Raw genomic sequence first — 20986 nt, 5'->3', positions numbered from 1 at the left:
AAAATGATCCAAGAACAGACTATGCTGAACGTCGCCGACAACTCCGGTGCACGTCGCGTAATGTGTATCAAGGTTCTGGGTGGCTCGCACCGTCGCTACGCAGGCGTAGGCGACATCATCAAGATCACCATCAAAGAAGCAATTCCGCGTGGTAAGGTCAAAAAAGGTGATGTGCTGAAGGCGGTAGTGGTGCGCACCAAGAAGGGTGTTCGTCGCCCGGACGGTTCTGTCATTCGCTTCGATGGTAATGCTTGTGTTCTTCTGAACAACAACAGCGAGCAGCCTATCGGTACGCGTATTTTTGGGCCGGTAACTCGTGAGCTTCGTAGTGAGAAGTTCATGAAAATTATCTCTCTGGCACCAGAAGTACTCTAAGGAGCGAATCATGGCAGCGAAGATCCGTCGTGATGACGAAGTTATCGTGTTAACCGGTAAAGATAAAGGTAAGCGCGGTAAAGTTAAGAATGTCCTGTCTTCCGGCAAGGTCATTGTTGAAGGTATCAACCTGGTTAAGAAACACCAGAAGCCAGTTCCGGCTCTGAACCAACCGGGTGGCATCGTTGAGAAAGAAGCCGCTATTCAGGTTTCCAACGTAGCAATCTTCAATGCGGCAACCGGCAAGGCTGACCGTGTAGGCTTTAGATTCGAAGACGGTAAAAAAGTCCGTTTCTTCAAGTCTAACAGCGAAACTATCAAGTAATTTGGAGTAGTACGATGGCGAAACTGCATGATTACTACAAAGACGAAGTAGTTAAAAAACTCATGACTGAGTTTAACTACAATTCTGTCATGCAAGTCCCTCGGGTCGAGAAGATCACCCTGAACATGGGTGTTGGTGAAGCGATCGCTGACAAAAAACTGCTGGATAACGCAGCAGCAGACCTGGCAGCAATCTCCGGTCAAAAACCGCTGATCACCAAAGCACGCAAATCTGTTGCAGGCTTCAAAATCCGTCAGGGCTATCCGATCGGCTGTAAAGTAACTCTGCGTGGCGAACGCATGTGGGAGTTCTTTGAGCGCCTGATCACTATTGCTGTACCGCGTATCCGTGACTTCCGTGGCTTGTCCGCTAAGTCTTTCGACGGTCGTGGTAACTACAGCATGGGTGTCCGTGAGCAGATCATCTTCCCAGAAATCGACTACGATAAAGTCGACCGCGTTCGTGGTTTGGATATTACCATTACCACTACTGCGAAATCTGACGAAGAAGGCCGTGCTCTGCTGGCTGCCTTTGACTTCCCGTTCCGCAAGTAAGGTAGGGTTACTAAATGGCTAAGCAATCAATGAAAGCACGCGAAGTAAAACGCGTAGCTTTAGCTGATAAATACTTCGCGAAACGCGCTGAACTGAAAGCGATCATCTCTGATGTGAACGCTTCCGACGAAGATCGTTGGAATGCTGTTCTCAAGCTGCAGACTCTGCCGCGTGATTCCAGCCCGTCTCGTCAGCGTAACCGCTGCCGTCAAACAGGTCGTCCGCATGGTTTCCTGCGGAAGTTCGGGTTGAGCCGTATTAAGGTCCGTGAAGCCGCTATGCGCGGTGAAATCCCGGGTCTGAAAAAGGCTAGCTGGTAATTGTCACCAATTGAATCACGGGAGTAAAGACAGATGAGCATGCAAGATCCGATCGCGGATATGCTGACCCGTATCCGTAACGGTCAGGCCGCGAACAAAGCTGCGGTCACCATGCCTTCCTCCAAGCTGAAAGTGGCAATCGCCAACGTGCTGAAGGAAGAAGGTTTTATTGAAGATTTTAAAGTTGAAGGCGACACCAAGCCTGAACTGGAACTGACTCTTAAGTATTTCCAGGGCAAAGCTGTTGTAGAAAGCATTCAGCGTGTCAGCCGCCCAGGTCTGCGCATCTATAAACGTAAAGATGAGCTGCCGAAAGTTATGGCGGGTCTGGGTATCGCAGTTGTTTCTACCTCTAAAGGTGTTATGACTGATCGTGCAGCGCGCCAGGCTGGTCTTGGTGGCGAAATTATCTGCTACGTAGCCTAATCGGAGGAAAAAATGTCTCGTGTTGCTAAAGCACCGGTCGTTGTTCCTGCCGGCGTTGATGTAAAAATCAACGGTCAGGTTATTACGATCAAAGGTAAAAACGGCGAGCTGACTCGTACTCTCAACGATGCTGTTGAAGTTAAACATGCAGATAATACCCTGACCTTCGGTCCGCGTGATGGTTACGCAGACGGTTGGGCACAGGCTGGCACTGCGCGTGCCCTGCTGAACTCAATGGTTATCGGTGTTACCGAAGGCTTCACTAAGAAGCTGCAGCTGGTTGGTGTAGGTTATCGTGCAGCGGTTAAAGGCAATGTGATTAACCTGTCTCTGGGTTTCTCTCATCCTGTTGACCATCAGCTGCCTGCGGGTATCACTGCTGAATGTCCGACTCAGACTGAAATCGTGCTGAAAGGCGCTGATAAGCAGGTGATCGGCCAGGTTGCAGCGGATCTGCGCGCCTACCGTCGTCCTGAGCCTTATAAAGGCAAGGGTGTTCGTTACGCCGACGAAGTCGTGCGTACCAAAGAGGCTAAGAAGAAGTAAGGTAACACTATGGATAAGAAATCTGCTCGTATCCGTCGTGCGACCCGCGCACGCCGCAAGCTCCAGGAGCTGGGCGCAACTCGCCTGGTGGTACATCGTACCCCGCGTCACATTTACGCACAGGTAATTGCACCGAACGGTTCTGAAGTTCTGGTAGCTGCTTCTACTGTAGAAAAAGCTATCGCTGAACAACTGAAGTACACCGGTAACAAAGACGCGGCTGCAGCTGTGGGTAAGGCTGTCGCTGAACGCGCTCTGGAAAAAGGCATCAAAGATGTATCCTTTGACCGTTCCGGGTTCCAATATCATGGTCGTGTCCAGGCACTGGCAGATGCTGCCCGTGAAGCTGGCCTTCAGTTCTAAGGTAGAGGTGTAAGATGGCTCACATCGAAAAACAAGCTGGCGAACTGCAGGAAAAGCTGATCGCGGTAAACCGCGTATCTAAAACCGTTAAAGGTGGTCGTATTTTCTCCTTCACAGCTCTGACTGTAGTAGGCGATGGTAACGGTCGCGTTGGTTTTGGTTACGGTAAAGCGCGTGAAGTTCCAGCAGCGATCCAGAAAGCGATGGAAAAAGCCCGTCGCAATATGATTAACGTCGCGCTGAATAACGGCACTCTGCAGCACCCTGTTAAAGGTGTTCATACGGGTTCTCGCGTATTCATGCAGCCGGCTTCCGAAGGTACTGGTATCATTGCCGGTGGTGCAATGCGCGCCGTTCTGGAAGTCGCTGGAGTTCATAACGTTCTGGCTAAAGCATATGGTTCTACCAACCCGATCAACGTGGTTCGTGCAACTATTGATGGCCTGGAAAATATGAGTTCTCCAGAAATGGTCGCTGCCAAGCGTGGTAAATCCGTTGAAGAAATTCTGGGGAAATAAACCATGGCAAAGACTATTAAAATTACTCAAACCCGCAGTGCAATCGGTCGTCTGCCGAAACACAAGGCAACGCTGCTTGGCCTGGGTCTGCGTCGTATTGGTCACACCGTAGAGCGCGAGGATACTCCTGCTATTCGCGGTATGATCAACGCGGTTTCCTTCATGGTTAAAGTTGAGGAGTAAGAGATGCGTTTAAATACTCTGTCTCCGGCCGAAGGCTCCAAAAAGGCGGGTAAACGCCTGGGTCGTGGTATCGGTTCTGGCCTCGGTAAAACCGGTGGTCGTGGTCACAAAGGTCAGAAGTCTCGTTCTGGCGGTGGCGTACGTCGCGGTTTTGAGGGTGGTCAGATGCCTCTGTACCGTCGTCTGCCGAAATTCGGCTTCACTTCTCGTAAAGCAGCGATTACAGCCGAAGTTCGTCTGTCTGACCTGGCTAAAGTAGAAGGCGGTGTTGTAGACCTGAATACGCTGAAAGCGGCTAACATTATCGGTATCCAGATCGAGTTCGCGAAAGTGATCCTGGCTGGTGAAGTTACAACTCCGGTAACTGTTCGTGGCCTGCGTGTTACTAAAGGCGCTCGTGCTGCTATCGAAGCTGCTGGCGGTAAAATCGAGGAATAAGTAGCAGATGGCTAAACAACCGGGATTAGATTTTCAAAGTGCCAAAGGTGGCTTAGGCGAGCTGAAACGCAGACTGCTGTTTGTTATCGGTGCGCTGATTGTGTTCCGTATTGGCTCTTTCATTCCGATCCCTGGTATTGATGCCGCTGTACTTGCCAAACTGCTTGAGCAACAGCGAGGCACCATCATTGAAATGTTCAACATGTTCTCTGGTGGTGCTCTCAGCCGTGCTTCTATCTTTGCTCTGGGTATTATGCCGTACATTTCGGCATCAATTATTATCCAGTTGCTGACGGTGGTCCATCCAACGCTGGCAGAAATTAAGAAAGAAGGGGAGTCTGGTCGTCGTAAGATCAGCCAGTACACCCGCTACGGTACTCTGGTGCTGGCAATATTTCAGTCGATCGGTATTGCTACCGGTCTTCCGAATATGCCTGGTATGCAAGGCCTGGTTATGAATCCGGGCTTTGCATTCTACTTCACCGCTGTTGTAAGTCTGGTCACAGGAACAATGTTCCTGATGTGGTTGGGTGAACAGATTACTGAACGTGGTATCGGCAACGGTATCTCAATCATTATCTTCGCCGGTATTGTCGCGGGACTCCCGCCAGCCATTGCCCATACTATCGAGCAAGCGCGTCAAGGCGACCTGCACTTCCTCGTGTTGCTGTTGGTTGCAGTATTAGTATTTGCAGTGACGTTCTTTGTTGTATTTGTTGAGCGTGGCCAACGCCGCATTGTGGTAAACTACGCGAAACGTCAGCAGGGTCGTCGTGTCTATGCTGCACAGAGCACACATTTACCGCTGAAAGTGAATATGGCGGGGGTAATCCCGGCAATCTTCGCTTCCAGTATTATTCTGTTCCCGGCAACCATTGCGTCATGGTTCGGGGGCGGTACTGGTTGGAACTGGCTGACAACAATTTCGCTGTATTTGCAGCCTGGGCAACCGCTTTATGTGTTACTCTATGCGTCTGCAATCATCTTCTTCTGTTTCTTCTACACGGCGTTGGTTTTCAACCCGCGTGAAACAGCAGATAACCTGAAGAAGTCCGGTGCATTTGTACCAGGAATTCGTCCGGGAGAGCAAACGGCGAAGTATATCGATAAAGTAATGACCCGCCTGACCCTGGTTGGTGCGCTGTACATTACCTTTATCTGCCTGATCCCGGAGTTCATGCGTGATGCAATGAAAGTACCGTTCTACTTCGGTGGAACATCACTGCTTATCGTTGTTGTCGTGATTATGGACTTTATGGCTCAAGTGCAAACTCTGATGATGTCCAGTCAGTATGAGTCTGCATTGAAGAAGGCGAACCTGAAAGGCTACGGCCGTTAATTGGGCGCCCGAGAAGTTACGGAGAGTAAAAATGAAAGTTCGTGCTTCCGTCAAGAAATTATGCCGTAACTGCAAAATCGTTAAGCGTGATGGTGTCATCCGTGTGATTTGCAGTGCCGAGCCGAAGCATAAACAGCGCCAAGGCTGATTTATTCGCATATTTTTCTTGCAAAGTTGGGTTGAGCTGGCTAGATTAGCCAGCCAATCTTTTGTATGTCTGTGCGTTTCCATTTGAGTATCCTGAAAACGGGCTTTTCAGCATGGAACGTACATATTAAATAGTAGGAGTGCATAGTGGCCCGTATAGCAGGCATTAACATTCCTGATCATAAGCATGCCGTAATCGCATTAACTTCGATTTATGGCGTCGGCAAGACCCGTTCCAAAGCCATCCTGGCTGCAGCGGGTATCGCTGAAGATGTTAAGATCAGTGAGCTGTCTGAAGGACAAATCGACACGCTGCGTGACGAAGTTGCCAAATTTGTCGTTGAAGGTGATCTGCGCCGTGAAATCAGCATGAGCATCAAGCGCCTGATGGATCTTGGTTGCTATCGCGGTTTGCGTCATCGTCGTGGTCTCCCGGTTCGCGGTCAGCGTACCAAGACCAACGCACGTACCCGTAAGGGTCCGCGCAAACCGATCAAGAAATAATCGGGGTGATTGAATAATGGCAAAGGCACCAATTCGTGCACGTAAACGTGTAAGAAAACAAGTCTCTGACGGCGTGGCTCATATCCATGCTTCTTTCAACAACACCATCGTGACTATCACTGATCGTCAGGGTAACGCGTTGGGTTGGGCAACTGCCGGTGGTTCCGGTTTCCGTGGTTCTCGCAAATCCACTCCGTTTGCAGCTCAGGTTGCAGCAGAGCGTTGCGCTGACGCCGTGAAAGAATACGGCATCAAGAATCTGGAAGTTATGGTTAAAGGTCCGGGTCCAGGCCGCGAATCTACTATTCGTGCTCTGAACGCCGCAGGTTTCCGCATCACTAACATTACTGATGTGACTCCGATCCCTCATAACGGTTGTCGTCCGCCGAAAAAACGTCGCGTATAACGCTTCGTTTTCCAGGTTTGTTGGAGAAAGAAAATGGCAAGATATTTGGGTCCTAAGCTCAAGCTGAGCCGTCGTGAGGGCACCGACTTATTCCTTAAGTCTGGCGTTCGCGCGATCGATACCAAGTGTAAAATTGAACAAGCTCCTGGCCAGCACGGTGCGCGTAAACCGCGTCTGTCTGACTATGGTGTGCAGTTGCGTGAAAAGCAAAAAGTTCGCCGTATCTATGGTGTGCTGGAGCGTCAGTTCCGTAACTACTATAAAGAAGCAGCACGTCTGAAAGGCAACACCGGTGAAAACCTGTTGGCTCTGCTGGAAGGTCGTCTGGACAACGTTGTATACCGTATGGGCTTCGGTGCCACTCGTGCAGAAGCACGTCAGCTGGTTAGCCACAAAGCAATTATGGTAAACGGTCGTGTTGTTAACATCGCTTCTTATCAGGTTAGTCCGAATGACGTTGTAAGCATTCGTGAGAAAGCGAAGAAGCAGTCTCGCGTGAAAGCCGCTCTGGAGCTGGCTGAGCAGCGTGAAAAGCCAACCTGGCTGGAAGTTGATGCTGGCAAGATGGAAGGTACGTTTAAGCGTAAGCCGGAGCGTTCTGATCTGTCTGCGGACATTAACGAACACCTGATCGTCGAGCTTTACTCCAAGTAAAGCTTAGTACCAAAGAGAGGACACAATGCAGGGTTCTGTGACAGAGTTTCTAAAACCGCGCCTGGTTGATATCGAGCAAGTGAGTTCGACGCACGCCAAGGTGACCCTTGAGCCTTTAGAGCGTGGCTTTGGCCATACTCTGGGTAACGCACTGCGCCGTATTCTGCTCTCATCGATGCCGGGTTGCGCGGTGACCGAGGTTGAGATTGATGGTGTACTACATGAGTACAGCACCAAAGAAGGCGTTCAGGAAGATATCCTGGAAATCCTGCTCAACCTGAAAGGGCTGGCGGTGAGAGTTCAGGGCAAAGATGAAGTTATTCTTACCTTGAATAAATCTGGCATTGGCCCTGTGACTGCAGCCGATATCACCCACGACGGTGATGTCGAAATCGTCAAGCCGCAGCACGTGATCTGCCACCTGACCGATGAGAACGCGTCTATTAGCATGCGTATCAAAGTTCAGCGCGGTCGTGGTTATGTGCCGGCTTCTACCCGAATTCATTCGGAAGAAGATGAGCGCCCAATCGGCCGTCTGCTGGTCGACGCATGCTACAGCCCTGTAGAGCGTATTGCCTACAATGTTGAAGCAGCGCGTGTAGAACAGCGTACCGACCTGGACAAGCTGGTCATCGAAATGGAAACCAACGGCACAATCGATCCTGAAGAGGCGATTCGTCGTGCGGCAACCATTCTGGCTGAACAACTGGAAGCTTTCGTTGACTTACGTGATGTACGTCAGCCGGAAGTGAAAGAAGAGAAACCAGAGTTCGATCCGATCCTGCTGCGCCCTGTTGACGATCTGGAATTGACTGTCCGCTCTGCTAACTGCCTTAAAGCAGAAGCTATCCACTATATCGGTGATCTGGTACAGCGTACCGAGGTTGAGCTTCTTAAAACGCCTAACCTTGGTAAAAAATCTCTTACTGAGATTAAAGACGTGCTGGCTTCCCGTGGACTGTCTCTGGGCATGCGCCTGGAAAACTGGCCACCGGCAAGCATCGCTGACGAGTAACCGGATCACAGGTTAAGGTTTTACTGAGAAGGATAAGGTCATGCGCCATCGTAAGAGTGGTCGTCAACTGAACCGCAACAGCAGCCATCGCCAGGCTATGTTCCGCAATATGGCAGGTTCACTGGTTCGTCATGAAATCATCAAGACGACTCTGCCTAAAGCGAAAGAGCTGCGCCGCGTAGTTGAGCCGCTGATTACTCTTGCCAAGACTGATAGCGTAGCTAATCGTCGTCTGGCATTCGCCCGTACTCGTGATAACGAGATCGTGGCAAAACTGTTTAACGAGCTGGGCCCGCGTTTCGCGAGCCGCGCCGGTGGTTACACTCGCATTCTGAAGTGTGGCTTCCGTGCAGGCGACAACGCGCCGATGGCATACATCGAGCTGGTTGATCGTTCTGAATCGAAAGCAGAAGCTGCTGCAGAGTAATCTGAAGCAACGTAAAAAAACCCGCCCCGGCGGGTTTTTTTATACCCGTCGCATCCCCACTTATCTACAATAGCTGTACTCTTTTTGTTCATCCCCTGGAGTATTTATGTGGTTACTTGACCAGTGGGCAGAGCGCCATATATCAGAAGCGCAAGCGAAAGGTGAGTTTGATAACCTACCAGGTAGCGGCGAACCATTGATACTGGATGATGATTCCCATGTGCCACCGGAATTACGTGCGGGGTATCGCTTGTTGAAGAATGCCGGTTGTTTACCGCCAGAACTTGAGCAGCGGAGGGAAGCAATTCAGCTTCTGGATATTCTTAAAAGCATTCGTCAGGACGATCCACAATATCAGGAAGTTAGCCGCAGGTTATCTTTGCTAGAGTTAAAACTGCGACAAGCAGGTTTGAGCACAGAATTTTTACATGGCGAATATGCAGGTAAGCTTCTGAATAAAATTAATGACAACTGAGAGAGCGTTTATGTATCGCATTGGTGAGCTGGCAAAATTGGCGGAAGTGACGCCTGACACTATTCGTTATTATGAAAAGCAGCAGATGATGGATCATGAAGTACGTACCGAAGGTGGTTTTCGTCTTTATACCGAAAGCGATCTCCGACGTTTGAAATTTATTCGCCATGCCAGACAGCTCGGTTTTAGTCTTGAGTCGATCCGTGAGTTGTTGTCGATCCGTATCGATCCTGAACATCATACCTGCCAGGAATCAAAAGGCATTGTGCAGGAAAGACTACAGGAAGTGGAAGCACGAATAGCTGAGTTGCAGAGTATGCAACGTTCACTGCAACGACTTAATGATGCCTGCTGCGGAACAGCCCATAGCAGCGTTTATTGCTCAATTCTCGAAGCTCTTGAGCAAGGTGCAAGTGGTGTGAAAACAGGCTGTTGATTTATTGCACTGGCAGGATTACACTCGCGCGGTTAAATAACCAACAGGAGTTTTTATGAGTCGATATCAGCATACTAAAGGGCAGATAAAGGATAATGCGATTGAAGCATTACTGCATGATCCCTTGTTCAGACAACGAGTTGAGAAAAATAAGAAAGGGAAAGGAAGTTACATGCGTAAAGGCAAACAGGGTAACCGGAATAACTGGGAGGCCAGTGGCAAGAAAGTAAATCACTTTTTTACCACTGGCCTTCTGCTTTCAGGCATTTGTTAAGAGCGGTTATTTTGCTCTTTCAACAAATCGCGAATCTCTGTCAGTAACACTTCTTCTTTAGTTGGTGCTGGTGCCGCTGCCGGTTCTTCTTTTTTACGATTCAGTTTGTTGATTAGCTTAATCGCCATAAAGATGGCAAAGGCAACAATCAGAAAATCAAATACGTTTTGAATGAAGACACCGTAATGCATGACAACAGCGGGTACATCCCCCTGCGCATCGCGTAACGTGACAGCAAACTGTTTAAAGTCGATCCCACCAATTAACAAACCTAGCGGCGGCATGATGATATCGGCAACCAGTGAAGAGACAATCTTACCGAAGGCCGCACCGATAATGACACCCACAGCCAAATCCACCACATTCCCGCGCATCGCAAATTCGCGAAATTCTTTAATAATGCTCATCTTATTCTCCCTATGAAGCTGACATTTATAAGTCTAACAAATGTTAAGCCATTTTCCTGTCAGGAATGAATTTAATTAAACCTTGAAAAACAAAAGGAAATAATAAGGCGCCACAAGACGCCTCATGAATTACAAGAAGAAAGGACTTGGCTGGAAGAGGCGTTCAACGTCGGTAATAAACTTTTTATCTGTCAGGAACATAATCACGTGATCGCCTTGCTCAATGCGCAAATTATCATTGGCTATCATGACATCATTTCCACGAACCACAGCACCGATAATTGTTCCCGGCGGCAGTTTAATTTCATCTATAACCCTACCGACAACACGAGAAGTACTTTCATCCCCGTGAGCAACGGCTTCAATAGCTTCAGCTACACCGCGGCGTAATGAGGAAACACCAACGATATCTGCTTTTCGTACGTGACTGAGTAGCGCAGAAATGGTTGCCTGTTGCGGTGAAATCGCAATATCGATCACGCTTCCTTGAACCAGATCCACATAAGCGCGACGCTGGATCAACACCATTACCTTTTTCGCACCCATGCGTTTAGCAAGCATGGCCGACATGATATTGGCCTCGTCATCGTTGGTGACGGCGATGAACAGATCAACTTGATCAATATGTTCTTCGGCCAACAGTTCTTGATCTGATGCATCACCAAAAAAGACGATCGTATTTTGCAATTTTTCTGCCAGCTCGGCGGCACGTTGCTGATTACGTTCGATGAGTTTGACGCTGTAATCTTTTTCCAGTCGACGCGCCAACCCGGCACCGATATTACCGCCACCAACCAACATAATGCGTTTATACGGTTTTTCCAGACGCTGTAATTCACTCATCACTGCGCGGATATGTTGCGAAGCGGCAATAAAGAACACTTCATCGCCAGCTTCAACGATGGTTGATCCTTGTGGACGAATGGGGCGATCGTGACGGAAGATGGCCGCTACACGGGTATCGATATGTGGCATATGCTCGCGCATGGTCGAAAGCGCATTACCAATCAGCGGGCCGCCATAATAGGCTTTGACTACTGCCAGGCTGACTTTGCCTTCTGCGAAGTTCACCACCTGTAATGCGCCGGGATATTCAATCAGCCGGTAAATATTATCGATAACCAACTGCTCTGGTGCTATCAGATGATCAATTGGTACAGCGTCTGAATGAAAGAGCTTATCGGCATCCCGGACGTAATCTGGTGAACGGATGCGAGCGATACGGTTAGGGGTGTTGAAAAGCGAGTAGGCTACCTGACAGGCAACCATATTGGTTTCATCTGAACTGGTTACTGCAACCAGCATATCGGCGTCATCGGCACCGGCCTCTCGCAAGACCCGTGGGTGAGAGCCATGACCCTGAACGACTCGCAGGTCAAATTTATCCTGCAAGGTCCGCAGACGCTCACCATTGGTATCGACAACGGTAATATCGTTATTTTCGCCTACCAGGTTTTCCGCCAGCGTGCCACCAACCTGGCCGGCACCCAGAATGATAATTTTCATCAGTCGCGACCCGTTATCTCATCACTTTTTAATTAGCTTAGCGTAAAAGAAGCCGTCACCTTCTTCGGCGTCGGGCAGATTTTGTTTACCCGGTTGCTCTGGTGTTCCTGTTTCGCAAAGCATTGCATCTTCAGTGCGTTGCAGGAAGGCTTTAATCTGTTGGCTATTCTCTTCCGGTAACACTGAACAGGTGGCATAAACTAGCGTTCCACCTGATTTTAGATGCGGCCAGACGGCATCGAGGATTTCTGCCTGTAACTGAGCCAGTTCGGCAATATCGCGATCGCGACGCAGCCATTTTATATCCGGATGGCGACGAATCACACCGGTAGCGGAACAAGGTGCATCTAATAAAATGCGATCGAACTGTTGGCTACCACACCATTGTGCAGGATAGCGACCATCACCTTGTTTCACGGTTGCCTTCATACCGAGACGTTTTAAATTGTCGTAAACGCGAGAGAGGCGCCGTTCGTCAATATCAACCGCCAGAACTTGCGCTTCTGGTGCCACCTCAAGGATATGCGTTGTTTTACCGCCGGGGGCGGCGCAGAGGTCTAAAATATTCTCACCGTTTTGTGGATCCAGATAAGTTACGCAACCTTGCGCCGATGCATCCTGAACGGTGATCCATCCTTCTTCAAAACCGGGTAGTGCATGAACAGGCGTGGGTGTTTCCAGGCGTACTGCATCCAGGTAAACCGCATGTGGGAAGCCGTTCATGCCAGCTTCTTCCAGAAGTGCAATCCAGCTATCGCGGGAATGATGTGTACGGTTAACGCGTAGCCACATTGGCGGGCGTTGGTTATTGGCTTCGACGATGGATTGCCACTGCTCTGGATATGCTTTTTGCAGACGTTTTAATAGCCAGGATGGATGCAGATAGCGCGCATCACTGGCATTAAACTCAGCTAATAACTCATCTTGCTGACGTTGGAACTGGCGTAACACGCCATTAATCAACCCCTTAAGTTGTGGACGCTTAATTGCGACTGCGCCTTCAACCGTTTCGGCCAACGCGGCATGAGGTGGAATACGGGTATAAAGCAGTTGATACAAACCAACCATAATCAGGTAATGCACGGTCCGCTGTTTGCCAGTCATCGGACGGGCCATTAACTTATTAATCAGCCAGTCTAACTGTGAGAGCGTACGCAGTACGCCAAAACACAACTCCTGCAGAAGTGCTTTATCTTTATCAGAAACTTTTTGCTGGAGCGGTGGCAGAATGTTGCTTAATGATTGCCCTTGCTCAACGACTTGTTCAACGGCCTGGGCCGCCATGCTACGTAAATTACGTTGTTTTTTCATAAGTATAAAAATAAAAATGCCCGGCAAGACCGGGCTTAGAAGAGTGGACTATCAGGCCAGACGGTTGCCCGGAACAAACCATTCCCGACGAGAATTCAGGAGGTCTTGTGCGCTCATCGCTTTCTTACCCGCAGGTTGTAACGAGAGCAGGTTCAGGATTCCATCACCGGTTGCAACCTGGATACCTTGTTTGTTGGCTTCAAGGATCGTTCCTGGCGCAGCTTTGGTCGTCGTATCAATGACCGACGCTTTCCAGACCTTAACAGGCTGGTCTTCAATTTCCAGCCAGCTCATCGGCCAGGGATTGAAAGCACGAATGCAGCGTTCAAGCTGCGCTGCTGAAAGCGACCAGTCAATACGCGCTTCTTCTTTACTCAACTTTTCGGCGTAAGTGACAAGTGTTTCGTCCTGAACCTCCGGTTTTGCCGTGCCGTCTGCCAGTTGTTTCAGCGTGGCGATAAGCCCTTGTGGACCAAGCCCTGCCAGTTTGTCATACAACGTACCACTAGTATCTTCTGTGGTAATCGGGCAGGAGAGCTTATAGAGCATGTCGCCAGTGTCTAAACCGACATCCATTTGCATAATCGTTACGCCGGTTTCTGCATCGCCCGCCCATAGTGAGCGTTGAATCGGGGCGGCACCGCGCCAGCGTGGCAGCAACGAACCATGAACATTGATGCAACCTAAACGCGGCATCTCCAGCACGGCTTTGGGCAGAATCAGACCATAGGCAACGACAACCATGACATCAGCCTGCAGATCAGCGACCAGTTGCTGGTTTTCTTGTGGACGCAGGGAGACGGGCTGAAAAACGGGTAGACCTTTTTCTTCAGCCAGAACTTTGACCGGGCTGGGCATTAGTTTTTTACCGCGTCCTGCCGGTCGGTCTGGTTGGGTGAACACGCCAACGACGTTATGGCCAGAAGACAACAGCGCGTCGAGATGACGCGCTGCAAAGTCAGGTGTACCCGCAAAAATAATACGTAGTGATTCTGACACGTTAGTTCTTATCCTTAAGCCCGGGCTTTCAGACGATCCAGTTTTTCAACTTTCTGACGAATACGTTGTTGTTTCAGCGGTGACAGATAATCCATAAACAGTTTGCCAACCAGGTGATCCATCTCGTGCTGAATACAGATTGCCAACAGACCGTCTGCTTCCAGTTCGAATGGTTTACCGTCGCGGTCCAGGGCGCGAATTTTAACTTTCTCTGCGCGCGGTACTAAAGCTCGTTGTTCAGGGATCGACAGGCAACCTTCTTCAATGCCTGTTTCGCCGCTTTTTTCTAAAAGCTCCGGATTGATTAATACCAACCGTTCGTCGCGGTTTTCCGAAACATCAATAACAATGATACGTTGGTGGATATCAACCTGGGTTGCTGCCAGGCCAATACCTTCCTCTGCGTACATCGTCTCGAACATATCATCGACGATACGCTGAATTTCTGCATTCACTTCTTCTACCGGTTTAGCAACTTTGCGAAGCCGCTCGTCCGGAATATGTAACACTTGCAAAACTGACATAAATCTCCAGAGATGTGTTCAGGAGTTAGAAAGATTATTTCTTCTATTCTAGACAAATCCCCCTCTGATTGACAGCATCACTGACCAATCGCAAAGATTGCTAAGGCTGCTTATGGCAAGGGGATGATAAGGATGGTCGACACAGAAATTTGGCTGCGTCTGATGAGTGTGAGTACCTTGTACGGCGATGATATGGTTCGTATTGCTCACTGGTTGGTAGAACAGCCGCATATTGATGCTGTTGTATTGCAGCAAACAGGACTTTCATTGCGGCAGGCACAACGCTTTCTTTCATTTTCGCAGAAGAGTATCGAAAGTTCACGCCGTTGGCTGGAACAACCAAACCATCATTTAATCCCTGCGGACAGCGAATTTTATCCTCCTCAACTTCTTGCGACGACAGATTACCCCGGCGCACTGTTTGTTGCTGGAGAGTTGCACGCGTTGCAATCATTTCAGCTTGCCGTAGTGGGGAGTCGGGCACATTCATGGTATGGCGAACGCTGGGGGCGGCTGTTTTGCGAGTCGCTGGCGGTGCGAGGTGTAACAATTACCAGCGGGTTGGCGCGTGGAATTGATGGAGTGGCGCATAAAGCGGCATTGCAGGTGAATGGCGTCAGTATTGCTGTACTGGGGAATGGACTCAATACCATTCATCCTCGTCGCCATGCCCGACTGGCTACCAGTCTGCTTGAACATGGCGGCGCTCTCGTCTCGGAATTTCCTCTCGATGTTCCACCTCTTGCTTATAATTTTCCGCGAAGAAATCGCATTATAAGTGGTCTAAGTAAAGGGGTACTGGTGGTGGAAGCGGCTTTGCGCAGTGGTTCACTGGTGACTGCGCGTTGTGCGCTTGAGCAGGGGCGTGAAGTTTTTGCCTTACCCGGTCCATTAGGTAGCCCCGGTAGTGAAGGGCCCCATTGGCTCATTAAACAAGGTGCGATTCTTGTGACGGAACCGGAAGAAATTCTGGAAAATTTGCAATATGGATTGCACTGGTTGCCAGATGCTCCTGAAAATTCATTTTATTCACCAGATCACGAAGATGTGGCATTGCCATTTCCTGAGCTCCTGGCTAACGTAGGAGATGAGGTAACACCTGTTGACGTCGTCGCTGAACGTGCCGGCCAACCTGTGCCAGAGGTAGTTACTCAACTACTCGAACTGGAGTTAGCAGGGTGGATCGCAGCAGTACCCGGCGGCTATGTCCGATTGAGGAGGGCATGCCATGTTCGACGTACTAATGTATTTGTTTGAAACCTATATTCACACTGAAGCCGAGTTACGTGTGGATCAAGACAAACTTGAACAGGATCTTACCGACGCAGGATTCGATCGAGAAGATATCTACAATGCCTTGCTTTGGCTGGAAAAGCTTGCGGATTATCAGGAAGGATTGGCAGAGCCGATGCAACTGGCCTCTGATCCTCTTTCCATGCGTATTTACACCCCGGAAGAGTGTGAAAGACTGGATGCCAGTTGCCGTGGGTTCCTGCTTTTCCTCGAGCAGATTCAGGTGCTCAACCTTGAAACTCGTGAAATGGTGATAGAGCGAGTGCTCGCGCTGGATACCGCGGAGTTCGACCTGGAAGATCTGAAATGGGTGATCCTGATGGTGTTGTTCAACATTCCGGGCTGCGAAAATGCGTACCAGCAAATGGAAGAATTACTCTTTGAGGTGAATGAAGGTATGCTGCATTAATCATTTCTTTAATTCAGCATAAGTTGTTATGGCAAAATCAGCACTGTTCACGGTGCGTAATAATGAGTCCTGTCCAAAGTGTGGGGCTGAATTGGTTATTCGATCCGGGAAACATGGGCCGTTTCTCGGGTGTTCACAGTATCCGGCATGTGACTATGTCCGTCCCCTGAAATCATCTGCGGACGGCCATGTTGTCAAAGTTCTGGAGGGGCAGGTTTGCCCTGTATGTGACGCAAACCTTGTGTTACGTCAGGGGCGCTTCGGTATGTTTATTGGTTGCAGTAACTACCCTGAATGCGAGCATACCGAAATTATCGATAAACCGGACGAAACGACAATTACATGCCCTCAATGTCGGACGGGCCATCTGGTCCAGCGCCGCTCTCGTTATGGTAAAACGTTTCACTCCTGCGATCGCTACCCGGAGTGTCAATTTGCTATTAACTTCAAACCTATAGCCGGTGAGTGTCCTGAGTGTCACTATCCGCTACTCATCGAAAAGAAAACCGCGCAGGGTGTAAAACATTTCTGTGCCAGTAAACAATGTGGAAAGCCGGTTTCGGCGGAATAATAACGTGAATAATAACCTGCAAGAAGATGCTATCGCGACTGCGGTAGATGTCCTCAATGAAGAACGAGTCATCGCTTACCCAACGGAAGCCGTTTTCGGTGTCGGGTGTGATCCTGATAGTGAAACAGCAGTAATGCGACTGTTGGAGTTAAAACAGCGTCCGGTTGATAAGGGGCTGATTTTAATCGCGGCAAGTTACGAGCAGCTCAAACCTTATATTGATGACAGCATGCTGACGGACGCGCAGCGTGAAACCATTTTTTCTCGCTGGCCAGGTCCTGTCACCTTTGTCTTTCCCGCGTCTGCGGCAACGCCGCGCTGGTTGACAGGGTCCTTTGATTCGCTTGCTGTCCGAGTCACCGACCATCCGTTGGTGGTTGCTTTGTGCGAGGCTTATGGTAAACCGCTGGTTTCTACCAGTGCCAACTTGAGTGGGTTGCCGCCCTGTCGAACAGTAGAAGAAGTTCGCAGACAATTTGGTGCGGAGTTCCCGATTGTGCCAGGTGAAACGGGCGGTCGTTTAAATCCTTCAGAAATTCGCGATGCCCTGACGGGTGAACTGTTTCGACAGGGGTAACATGATGCAAGCCTATGCTGTTTTTGGTAATCCGATAGCCCACAGCAAATCGCCATTCATTCATCAGCAATTTGCACAGCAACTGAATATTGAACATCCCTATGGACGCGTACTGGCGCCAATCAATGATTTCATCAACACATTGAATGCTTTCTTTAGTGCTGGTGGTAAAGGTGCGAATGTGACGGTGCCTTTTAAAGAAGAAGCTTTTGCCAGAGCAGATGAACTTACTGAGCGGGCGGCGTTGGCTGGAGCGGTTAATACACTCAAGCGGTTAGAAGATGGACGCCTGCTGGGTGACAATACTGATGGCGTAGGTTTGTTAAGCGATCTGGAACGCCTGTCTTTTATCCGCCCCGGCTTGCGTATTTTGCTCATTGGCGCTGGTGGGGCATCTCGGGGTGTATTACTGCCACTTCTTTCTCTGGATTGTGCGGTGACAATCACTAACCGAACGGTTTCTCGCGCGGAAGAGTTGGCTAAATTATTTGCGCATACTGGTAGTGTTCAGGCCTTGAGCATGGACGAACTGGAGGGGCACGAGTTCGATCTCATTATTAATGCGACATCCAGTGGTATTAGTGGCGATGTTCCGGCGATTCCGGAATCACTCATTCATCCAGGAATTAGTTGTTATGACATGTTCTACCAGAAAGGGAAAACGCCTTTTCTGGTATGGTGTGAGCAGCACGGTTCAAAGCGTAATGCTGATGGTTTAGGAATGCTGGTGGCGCAGGCAGCGCATGCTTTCCTTCTTTGGCATGGTGTTCTGCCCGACGTGGAACCGGTCATTAAACAATTGCAACAGGAGCTGTCCGCGTGAATCAGGCAATCCAGTTTCCAGACAGGGAAGAGTGGAGCGAGAGTAAAAAATGCGTATGTTTTCCTGCTATTGTGAATGGTATGCAATTGACTTGTGCGATTACTGGTGAGAGTCTGGCGCATCGTTTTGCCGGAGATACGCCAGAACATTGGTTAGCGAATTTTCGTCAACATCGCTGGGATCTGGAAGAAGAAGCTGAAAGCTTGATTCAGGATCAAGGCGAAGATGATCAAGGTTGGGTTTGGTTACCCTGATCCAGATACTCGTCTTTCCATTTCACGTAGTTATTAGCTGAATAGCGTAACGCAGATTTTTCTTCATCAGTTAACGGGCGGATCTGTTTGACGGGGCTACCGAGATACAGATATCCGCTCTCCAGGCGTTTATTTTGTGGGACCAGACTACCCGCTCCAACCATCACATCATCTTCTATTACAGCGCCATCAAGTAAAATTGAGCCCATCCCAACCAGTACACGATTCCCAATGGTGCATCCATGAAGCATGACTTTATGCCCAACTGTAACATCATCCCCCACGATCAATGGATTACCTTGAGGATTGGCCGTCGATTTATGGGTCACGTGTAGGACACTGCCATCTTGTATATTCGTTCGGGTGCCAATCTGAACATAATTCACATCACCACGAATCACGACGAGCGGCCAGATCCCCACATCATCAGCCAGACGAACATCACCAATAACCACACTACTGCTGTCGATCATGACTCGTTGACCGATTTGTGGAAAAAGATCCCGGTATGGGCGTAGAGCGTCAGACATACTTACCTCAGCGAAAAATGATTTAACTATGACTTTGGGTGCTTTATTAGCCTTAAGCAAGTGTTTTGCTATGTAAAAATGCGCCATTTTGCATGCGAATGCAGCAAAAAGGCTGAAAAAACAACAAACAGAAAAAAAGATCAAAAAAGTACTTGTGCAAAAAAATGGGATCCCTATAATGCGCCTCCGTTGAGACGACAACGTGAAACACTTCACAAGATGGTCGGAACGACACAGAGAAAAATCCTGAAATTCAGGGTTGACTCTGAAAGAGGAAAGCGTAATATACGCCACCTCGCGACAGTGAGCTGAAAGCCGCGTCGCAACTGCTCTTTAACAATTTATCAGACAATCTGTGTGGGCACTCGAAGATACGGATTCTTAACGTCGCAAGACGCTAAATGAATACCAAGTCTCAAGAGTGAACACGTAATTCATTACGAAGTTTAATTCTTTGAGCATCAAACTTTTAAATTGAAGAGTTTGATCATGGCTCAGATTGAACGCTGGCGGCAGGCCTAACACATGCAAGTCGAACGGTAACAGAAAGAAGCTTGCTTCTTTGCTGACGAGTGGCGGACGGGTGAGTAATGTCTGGGAAACTGCCCGATGGAGGGGGATAACTACTGGAAACGGTAGCTAATACCGCATAACGTCGCAAGACCAAAGAGGGGGACCTTCGGGCCTCTTGCCATCGGATGTGCCCAGATGGGATTAGCTAGTAGGCGGGGTAACGGCCCACCTAGGCGACGATCTCTAGCTGGTCTGAGAGGATGACCAGCCACACTGGAACTGAGACACGGTCCAGACTCCTACGGGAGGCAGCAGTGGGGAATATTGCACAATGGGCGCAAGCCTGATGCAGCCATGCCGCGTGTATGAAGAAGGCCTTCGGGTTGTAAAGTACTTTCAGCGGGGAGGAAGGGAGTAAAGTTAATACCTTTGCTCATTGACGTTACCCGCAGAAGAAGCACCGGCTAACTCCGTGCCAGCAGCCGCGGTAATACGGAGGGTGCAAGCGTTAATCGGAATTACTGGGCGTAAAGCGCACGCAGGCGGTTTGTTAAGTCAGATGTGAAATCCCCGGGCTCAACCTGGGAACTGCATCTGATACTGGCAAGCTTGAGTCTCGTAGAGGGGGGTAGAATTCCAGGTGTAGCGGTGAAATGCGTAGAGATCTGGAGGAATACCGGTGGCGAAGGCGGCCCCCTGGACGAAGACTGACGCTCAGGTGCGAAAGCGTGGGGAGCAAACAGGATTAGATACCCTGGTAGTCCACGCCGTAAACGATGTCGACTTGGAGGTTGTGCCCTTGAGGCGTGGCTTCCGGAGCTAACGCGTTAAGTCGACCGCCTGGGGAGTACGGCCGCAAGGTTAAAACTCAAATGAATTGACGGGGGCCCGCACAAGCGGTGGAGCATGTGGTTTAATTCGATGCAACGCGAAGAACCTTACCTGGTCTTGACATCCACAGAACATTCCAGAGATGGGATGGTGCCTTCGGGAACTGTGAGACAGGTGCTGCATGGCTGTCGTCAGCTCGTGTTGTGAAATGTTGGGTTAAGTCCCGCAACGAGCGCAACCCTTATCCTTTGTTGCCAGCGGTCCGGCCGGGAACTCAAAGGAGACTGCCAGTGATAAACTGGAGGAAGGTGGGGATGACGTCAAGTCATCATGGCCCTTACGACCAGGGCTACACACGTGCTACAATGGCGCATACAAAGAGAAGCGACCTCGCGAGAGCAAGCGGACCTCATAAAGTGCGTCGTAGTCCGGATTGGAGTCTGCAACTCGACTCCATGAAGTCGGAATCGCTAGTAATCGTGGATCAGAATGCCACGGTGAATACGTTCCCGGGCCTTGTACACACCGCCCGTCACACCATGGGAGTGGGTTGCAAAAGAAGTAGGTAGCTTAACCTTCGGGAGGGCGCTTACCACTTTGTGATTCATGACTGGGGTGAAGTCGTAACAAGGTAACCGTAGGGGAACCTGCGGTTGGATCACCTCCTTACCTTAAAGAAGCGTTCTTTGAAGTGCTCACACAGATTGTCTGAT

The 20986-nt window shown here is 49.6% G+C and carries 32 protein-coding genes and 1 rRNA gene; 27 read left to right on the top strand and 6 right to left on the bottom strand.

All coding sequences use genetic code 11. The features are described 5' to 3' along the window. Positions 1-3: 3 nt before the first annotated feature. The 20 genes from rplN (at position 4) to arfA (ending at position 9725) form a co-directional block, all read left to right on the top strand. Positions 4-375, top strand: a complete 372-nt coding sequence (gene rplN, locus A31E_RS06590) for a 50S ribosomal protein L14 (protein WP_000613955.1) — start codon at positions 4-6, stop codon at positions 373-375. Positions 376-385: 10 nt separating this feature from the next. Further along, positions 386-700 carry a 50S ribosomal protein L24 gene (gene rplX / locus A31E_RS06595; RefSeq protein ID WP_000729185.1) on the top strand — a complete coding sequence of 105 codons (315 nt, stop codon included), beginning with the start codon at positions 386-388 and terminating at the stop codon, positions 698-700. Between the two features lie 14 nt (positions 701-714). Then, positions 715-1254, top strand: coding sequence for a 50S ribosomal protein L5 (rplE, locus tag A31E_RS06600; protein ID WP_001096200.1), 540 nt, complete (start codon positions 715-717; stop codon positions 1252-1254). Positions 1255-1268: 14 nt separating this feature from the next. After that, a complete protein-coding gene (rpsN, locus tag A31E_RS06605) occupies positions 1269-1574 on the top strand; it encodes a 30S ribosomal protein S14 (RefSeq protein WP_001118930.1) in 306 nt (101 codons plus the stop codon). 33 nt (positions 1575-1607) lie between these two features. Continuing rightward, the gene (gene rpsH / locus A31E_RS06610) at positions 1608-2000 is read left to right on the top strand and encodes a 30S ribosomal protein S8 (protein WP_000062611.1); all 393 of its coding nucleotides are present in this window, start codon (positions 1608-1610) and stop codon (positions 1998-2000) included. A gap of 12 nt (positions 2001-2012) precedes the next feature. Continuing rightward, complete coding sequence (gene rplF / locus A31E_RS06615; RefSeq protein WP_000091945.1) at positions 2013-2546, top strand: 50S ribosomal protein L6; 534 nt, start codon at positions 2013-2015, stop codon at positions 2544-2546. Positions 2547-2555: 9 nt separating this feature from the next. Beyond that, on the top strand, positions 2556-2909 hold the full coding sequence (gene rplR / locus A31E_RS06620) for a 50S ribosomal protein L18 (RefSeq protein WP_000358960.1): 354 nt from the start codon (positions 2556-2558) through the stop codon (positions 2907-2909). A 14-nt stretch (positions 2910-2923) separates the two neighbouring features. Beyond that, positions 2924-3427, top strand: a complete 504-nt coding sequence (rpsE, locus tag A31E_RS06625) for a 30S ribosomal protein S5 (protein ID WP_000940122.1) — start codon at positions 2924-2926, stop codon at positions 3425-3427. 3 nt (positions 3428-3430) lie between these two features. Further along, positions 3431-3610: a 50S ribosomal protein L30 gene (rpmD, locus tag A31E_RS06630; RefSeq protein WP_001140433.1), complete on the top strand. Its 180-nt coding sequence runs from the start codon at positions 3431-3433 to the stop codon at positions 3608-3610. 3 nt (positions 3611-3613) lie between these two features. Further along, positions 3614-4048 (top strand): 50S ribosomal protein L15, encoded by a 435-nt coding sequence (gene rplO / locus A31E_RS06635; protein ID WP_001238917.1) that lies wholly within the window; start codon positions 3614-3616, stop codon positions 4046-4048. Positions 4049-4055: 7 nt separating this feature from the next. Next, positions 4056-5387 (top strand): preprotein translocase subunit SecY, encoded by a 1332-nt coding sequence (gene secY / locus A31E_RS06640; RefSeq protein ID WP_001118864.1) that lies wholly within the window; start codon positions 4056-4058, stop codon positions 5385-5387. 31 nt (positions 5388-5418) lie between these two features. Beyond that, a complete protein-coding gene (gene rpmJ, locus A31E_RS06645; protein ID WP_000868187.1) occupies positions 5419-5535 on the top strand; it encodes a 50S ribosomal protein L36 in 117 nt (38 codons plus the stop codon). Between the two features lie 146 nt (positions 5536-5681). Next, positions 5682-6038, top strand: coding sequence for a 30S ribosomal protein S13 (gene rpsM, locus A31E_RS06650; RefSeq protein WP_000090775.1), 357 nt, complete (start codon positions 5682-5684; stop codon positions 6036-6038). Between the two features lie 16 nt (positions 6039-6054). Then, complete coding sequence (rpsK, locus tag A31E_RS06655; RefSeq protein WP_001029684.1) at positions 6055-6444, top strand: 30S ribosomal protein S11; 390 nt, start codon at positions 6055-6057, stop codon at positions 6442-6444. A 33-nt stretch (positions 6445-6477) separates the two neighbouring features. Next, complete coding sequence (gene rpsD, locus A31E_RS06660) at positions 6478-7098, top strand: 30S ribosomal protein S4 (RefSeq protein ID WP_000135224.1); 621 nt, start codon at positions 6478-6480, stop codon at positions 7096-7098. Between the two features lie 25 nt (positions 7099-7123). Then, positions 7124-8113, top strand: a complete 990-nt coding sequence (locus A31E_RS06665; protein WP_001162094.1) for a DNA-directed RNA polymerase subunit alpha — start codon at positions 7124-7126, stop codon at positions 8111-8113. A 40-nt stretch (positions 8114-8153) separates the two neighbouring features. Further along, complete coding sequence (gene rplQ / locus A31E_RS06670) at positions 8154-8540, top strand: 50S ribosomal protein L17 (protein WP_001216372.1); 387 nt, start codon at positions 8154-8156, stop codon at positions 8538-8540. Positions 8541-8646: 106 nt separating this feature from the next. After that, positions 8647-9015 (top strand): DnaJ family domain-containing protein, encoded by a 369-nt coding sequence (locus A31E_RS06675; protein WP_000266523.1) that lies wholly within the window; start codon positions 8647-8649, stop codon positions 9013-9015. Between the two features lie 10 nt (positions 9016-9025). Beyond that, a complete protein-coding gene (gene zntR, locus A31E_RS06680) occupies positions 9026-9451 on the top strand; it encodes a Zn(2+)-responsive transcriptional regulator (RefSeq protein WP_000285595.1) in 426 nt (141 codons plus the stop codon). A 55-nt stretch (positions 9452-9506) separates the two neighbouring features. After that, positions 9507-9725: an alternative ribosome-rescue factor ArfA gene (gene arfA / locus A31E_RS06685; RefSeq protein ID WP_000092705.1), complete on the top strand. Its 219-nt coding sequence runs from the start codon at positions 9507-9509 to the stop codon at positions 9723-9725. Here arfA and mscL read toward each other — a convergent pair. The 5 genes from mscL to def all read right to left on the bottom strand — a co-directional run bounded on the left by mscL (position 9722) and on the right by def (position 14472). Beyond that, positions 9722-10132, bottom strand: a complete 411-nt coding sequence (mscL, locus tag A31E_RS06690; RefSeq protein ID WP_000022446.1) for a large-conductance mechanosensitive channel protein MscL — start codon at positions 10130-10132, stop codon at positions 9722-9724. The two genes, arfA and mscL, sit on opposite strands and share 4 nt — an antisense overlap. A gap of 129 nt (positions 10133-10261) precedes the next feature. Next, positions 10262-11638, bottom strand: a complete 1377-nt coding sequence (gene trkA / locus A31E_RS06695) for a Trk system potassium transporter TrkA (protein ID WP_000691382.1) — start codon at positions 11636-11638, stop codon at positions 10262-10264. A 21-nt stretch (positions 11639-11659) separates the two neighbouring features. Continuing rightward, the gene (gene rsmB / locus A31E_RS06700) at positions 11660-12949 is read right to left on the bottom strand and encodes a 16S rRNA (cytosine(967)-C(5))-methyltransferase RsmB (protein ID WP_016249271.1); all 1290 of its coding nucleotides are present in this window, start codon (positions 12947-12949) and stop codon (positions 11660-11662) included. 51 nt (positions 12950-13000) lie between these two features. Beyond that, on the bottom strand, positions 13001-13948 hold the full coding sequence (fmt, locus tag A31E_RS06705; protein WP_016249270.1) for a methionyl-tRNA formyltransferase: 948 nt from the start codon (positions 13946-13948) through the stop codon (positions 13001-13003). Positions 13949-13962: 14 nt separating this feature from the next. Further along, the gene (gene def / locus A31E_RS06710) at positions 13963-14472 is read right to left on the bottom strand and encodes a peptide deformylase (protein WP_000114984.1); all 510 of its coding nucleotides are present in this window, start codon (positions 14470-14472) and stop codon (positions 13963-13965) included. 132 nt (positions 14473-14604) lie between these two features. Between def and dprA the strand changes: the two genes are divergently transcribed. The 6 genes from dprA to A31E_RS06740 are packed head-to-tail and all read left to right on the top strand — an operon-like array spanning position 14605 to position 18399. Next, entirely contained in the window at positions 14605-15729 is a 1125-nt protein-coding gene (gene dprA, locus A31E_RS06715) for a DNA-protecting protein DprA (RefSeq protein WP_000228572.1), read from the top strand. Beyond that, positions 15701-16174, top strand: a complete 474-nt coding sequence (gene smg, locus A31E_RS06720) for a DUF494 family protein Smg (protein WP_000460672.1) — start codon at positions 15701-15703, stop codon at positions 16172-16174. Before dprA ends, smg begins: the two co-directional genes overlap by 29 nt. 28 nt (positions 16175-16202) lie before the next feature. Beyond that, positions 16203-16745 (top strand): DNA topoisomerase family protein, encoded by a 543-nt coding sequence (locus A31E_RS06725; protein WP_001517199.1) that lies wholly within the window; start codon positions 16203-16205, stop codon positions 16743-16745. 4 nt (positions 16746-16749) lie between these two features. Continuing rightward, positions 16750-17322 carry an L-threonylcarbamoyladenylate synthase type 1 TsaC gene (tsaC, locus tag A31E_RS06730; RefSeq protein ID WP_016249269.1) on the top strand — a complete coding sequence of 191 codons (573 nt, stop codon included), beginning with the start codon at positions 16750-16752 and terminating at the stop codon, positions 17320-17322. Positions 17323-17326: 4 nt separating this feature from the next. Next, positions 17327-18145, top strand: coding sequence for a shikimate dehydrogenase (gene aroE / locus A31E_RS06735; protein WP_024191913.1), 819 nt, complete (start codon positions 17327-17329; stop codon positions 18143-18145). Next, the gene (locus tag A31E_RS06740; RefSeq protein WP_001070589.1) at positions 18142-18399 is read left to right on the top strand and encodes a DUF1488 family protein; all 258 of its coding nucleotides are present in this window, start codon (positions 18142-18144) and stop codon (positions 18397-18399) included. The genes aroE and A31E_RS06740 overlap by 4 nt, the downstream gene beginning before the upstream one ends. On the opposite strand, the gene A31E_RS06745 is transcribed toward A31E_RS06740, so the two are convergent. Beyond that, positions 18375-18929 (bottom strand): gamma carbonic anhydrase family protein, encoded by a 555-nt coding sequence (locus A31E_RS06745; protein ID WP_001278230.1) that lies wholly within the window; start codon positions 18927-18929, stop codon positions 18375-18377. The genes A31E_RS06740 and A31E_RS06745 overlap by 25 nt on opposite strands. A 471-nt stretch (positions 18930-19400) precedes the next feature. On the opposite strand from A31E_RS06745, the gene A31E_RS06750 reads away from it, so the two are divergent. Next, positions 19401-20942: ribosomal RNA gene (locus A31E_RS06750) — 16S ribosomal RNA — on the top strand. The last annotated feature ends 44 nt before the right edge of the window (positions 20943-20986 follow it).

The sequence above is a fragment of the Escherichia sp. KTE159 genome (assembly GCF_000408805.1).
GTDB lineage: Bacteria > Pseudomonadota > Gammaproteobacteria > Enterobacterales > Enterobacteriaceae > Escherichia > Escherichia marmotae.
The sequence above is the reverse complement of the archived record's forward strand: the minus strand, read 5'-3'. Positions and strand labels throughout refer to the sequence as shown.

Bases quoted from the DNA above. Each gene is read 5' to 3' on its own strand.
- rplE (WP_001096200.1), top strand. From the start codon at position 715: ATGGCGAAACTGCATGATTACTACAAAGACGAAGTAGTTAAAAAACTC.
- rpsK (WP_001029684.1), top strand. From the start codon at position 6,055: ATGGCAAAGGCACCAATTCGTGCACGTAAACGTGTAAGAAAACAAGTC.
- rplR (WP_000358960.1), top strand. From the start codon at position 2,556: ATGGATAAGAAATCTGCTCGTATCCGTCGTGCGACCCGCGCACGCCGC.
- A31E_RS06675 (WP_000266523.1), top strand. From the start codon at position 8,647: ATGTGGTTACTTGACCAGTGGGCAGAGCGCCATATATCAGAAGCGCAA.
- smg (WP_000460672.1), top strand. From the start codon at position 15,701: ATGTTCGACGTACTAATGTATTTGTTTGAAACCTATATTCACACTGAA.
- arfA (WP_000092705.1), top strand. From the start codon at position 9,507: ATGAGTCGATATCAGCATACTAAAGGGCAGATAAAGGATAATGCGATT.
- secY (WP_001118864.1), top strand. From the start codon at position 4,056: ATGGCTAAACAACCGGGATTAGATTTTCAAAGTGCCAAAGGTGGCTTA.
- rpsD (WP_000135224.1), top strand. From the start codon at position 6,478: ATGGCAAGATATTTGGGTCCTAAGCTCAAGCTGAGCCGTCGTGAGGGC.
- A31E_RS06725 (WP_001517199.1), top strand. From the start codon at position 16,203: ATGGCAAAATCAGCACTGTTCACGGTGCGTAATAATGAGTCCTGTCCA.
- A31E_RS06665 (WP_001162094.1), top strand. From the start codon at position 7,124: ATGCAGGGTTCTGTGACAGAGTTTCTAAAACCGCGCCTGGTTGATATC.
- rplN (WP_000613955.1), top strand. From the start codon at position 4: ATGATCCAAGAACAGACTATGCTGAACGTCGCCGACAACTCCGGTGCA.
- zntR (WP_000285595.1), top strand. From the start codon at position 9,026: ATGTATCGCATTGGTGAGCTGGCAAAATTGGCGGAAGTGACGCCTGAC.
- dprA (WP_000228572.1), top strand. From the start codon at position 14,605: ATGGTCGACACAGAAATTTGGCTGCGTCTGATGAGTGTGAGTACCTTG.
- rplO (WP_001238917.1), top strand. From the start codon at position 3,614: ATGCGTTTAAATACTCTGTCTCCGGCCGAAGGCTCCAAAAAGGCGGGT.
- rplQ (WP_001216372.1), top strand. From the start codon at position 8,154: ATGCGCCATCGTAAGAGTGGTCGTCAACTGAACCGCAACAGCAGCCAT.
- rsmB (WP_016249271.1), bottom strand. From the start codon at position 12,949: ATGAAAAAACAACGTAATTTACGTAGCATGGCGGCCCAGGCCGTTGAA.
- rpsE (WP_000940122.1), top strand. From the start codon at position 2,924: ATGGCTCACATCGAAAAACAAGCTGGCGAACTGCAGGAAAAGCTGATC.
- mscL (WP_000022446.1), bottom strand. From the start codon at position 10,132: ATGAGCATTATTAAAGAATTTCGCGAATTTGCGATGCGCGGGAATGTG.
- rpmJ (WP_000868187.1), top strand. From the start codon at position 5,419: ATGAAAGTTCGTGCTTCCGTCAAGAAATTATGCCGTAACTGCAAAATC.
- rpsN (WP_001118930.1), top strand. From the start codon at position 1,269: ATGGCTAAGCAATCAATGAAAGCACGCGAAGTAAAACGCGTAGCTTTA.
- A31E_RS06745 (WP_001278230.1), bottom strand. From the start codon at position 18,929: ATGTCTGACGCTCTACGCCCATACCGGGATCTTTTTCCACAAATCGGT.
- rpsH (WP_000062611.1), top strand. From the start codon at position 1,608: ATGAGCATGCAAGATCCGATCGCGGATATGCTGACCCGTATCCGTAAC.
- rplX (WP_000729185.1), top strand. From the start codon at position 386: ATGGCAGCGAAGATCCGTCGTGATGACGAAGTTATCGTGTTAACCGGT.
- rpmD (WP_001140433.1), top strand. From the start codon at position 3,431: ATGGCAAAGACTATTAAAATTACTCAAACCCGCAGTGCAATCGGTCGT.
- def (WP_000114984.1), bottom strand. From the start codon at position 14,472: ATGTCAGTTTTGCAAGTGTTACATATTCCGGACGAGCGGCTTCGCAAA.
- aroE (WP_024191913.1), top strand. From the start codon at position 17,327: ATGCAAGCCTATGCTGTTTTTGGTAATCCGATAGCCCACAGCAAATCG.
- trkA (WP_000691382.1), bottom strand. From the start codon at position 11,638: ATGAAAATTATCATTCTGGGTGCCGGCCAGGTTGGTGGCACGCTGGCG.
- rplF (WP_000091945.1), top strand. From the start codon at position 2,013: ATGTCTCGTGTTGCTAAAGCACCGGTCGTTGTTCCTGCCGGCGTTGAT.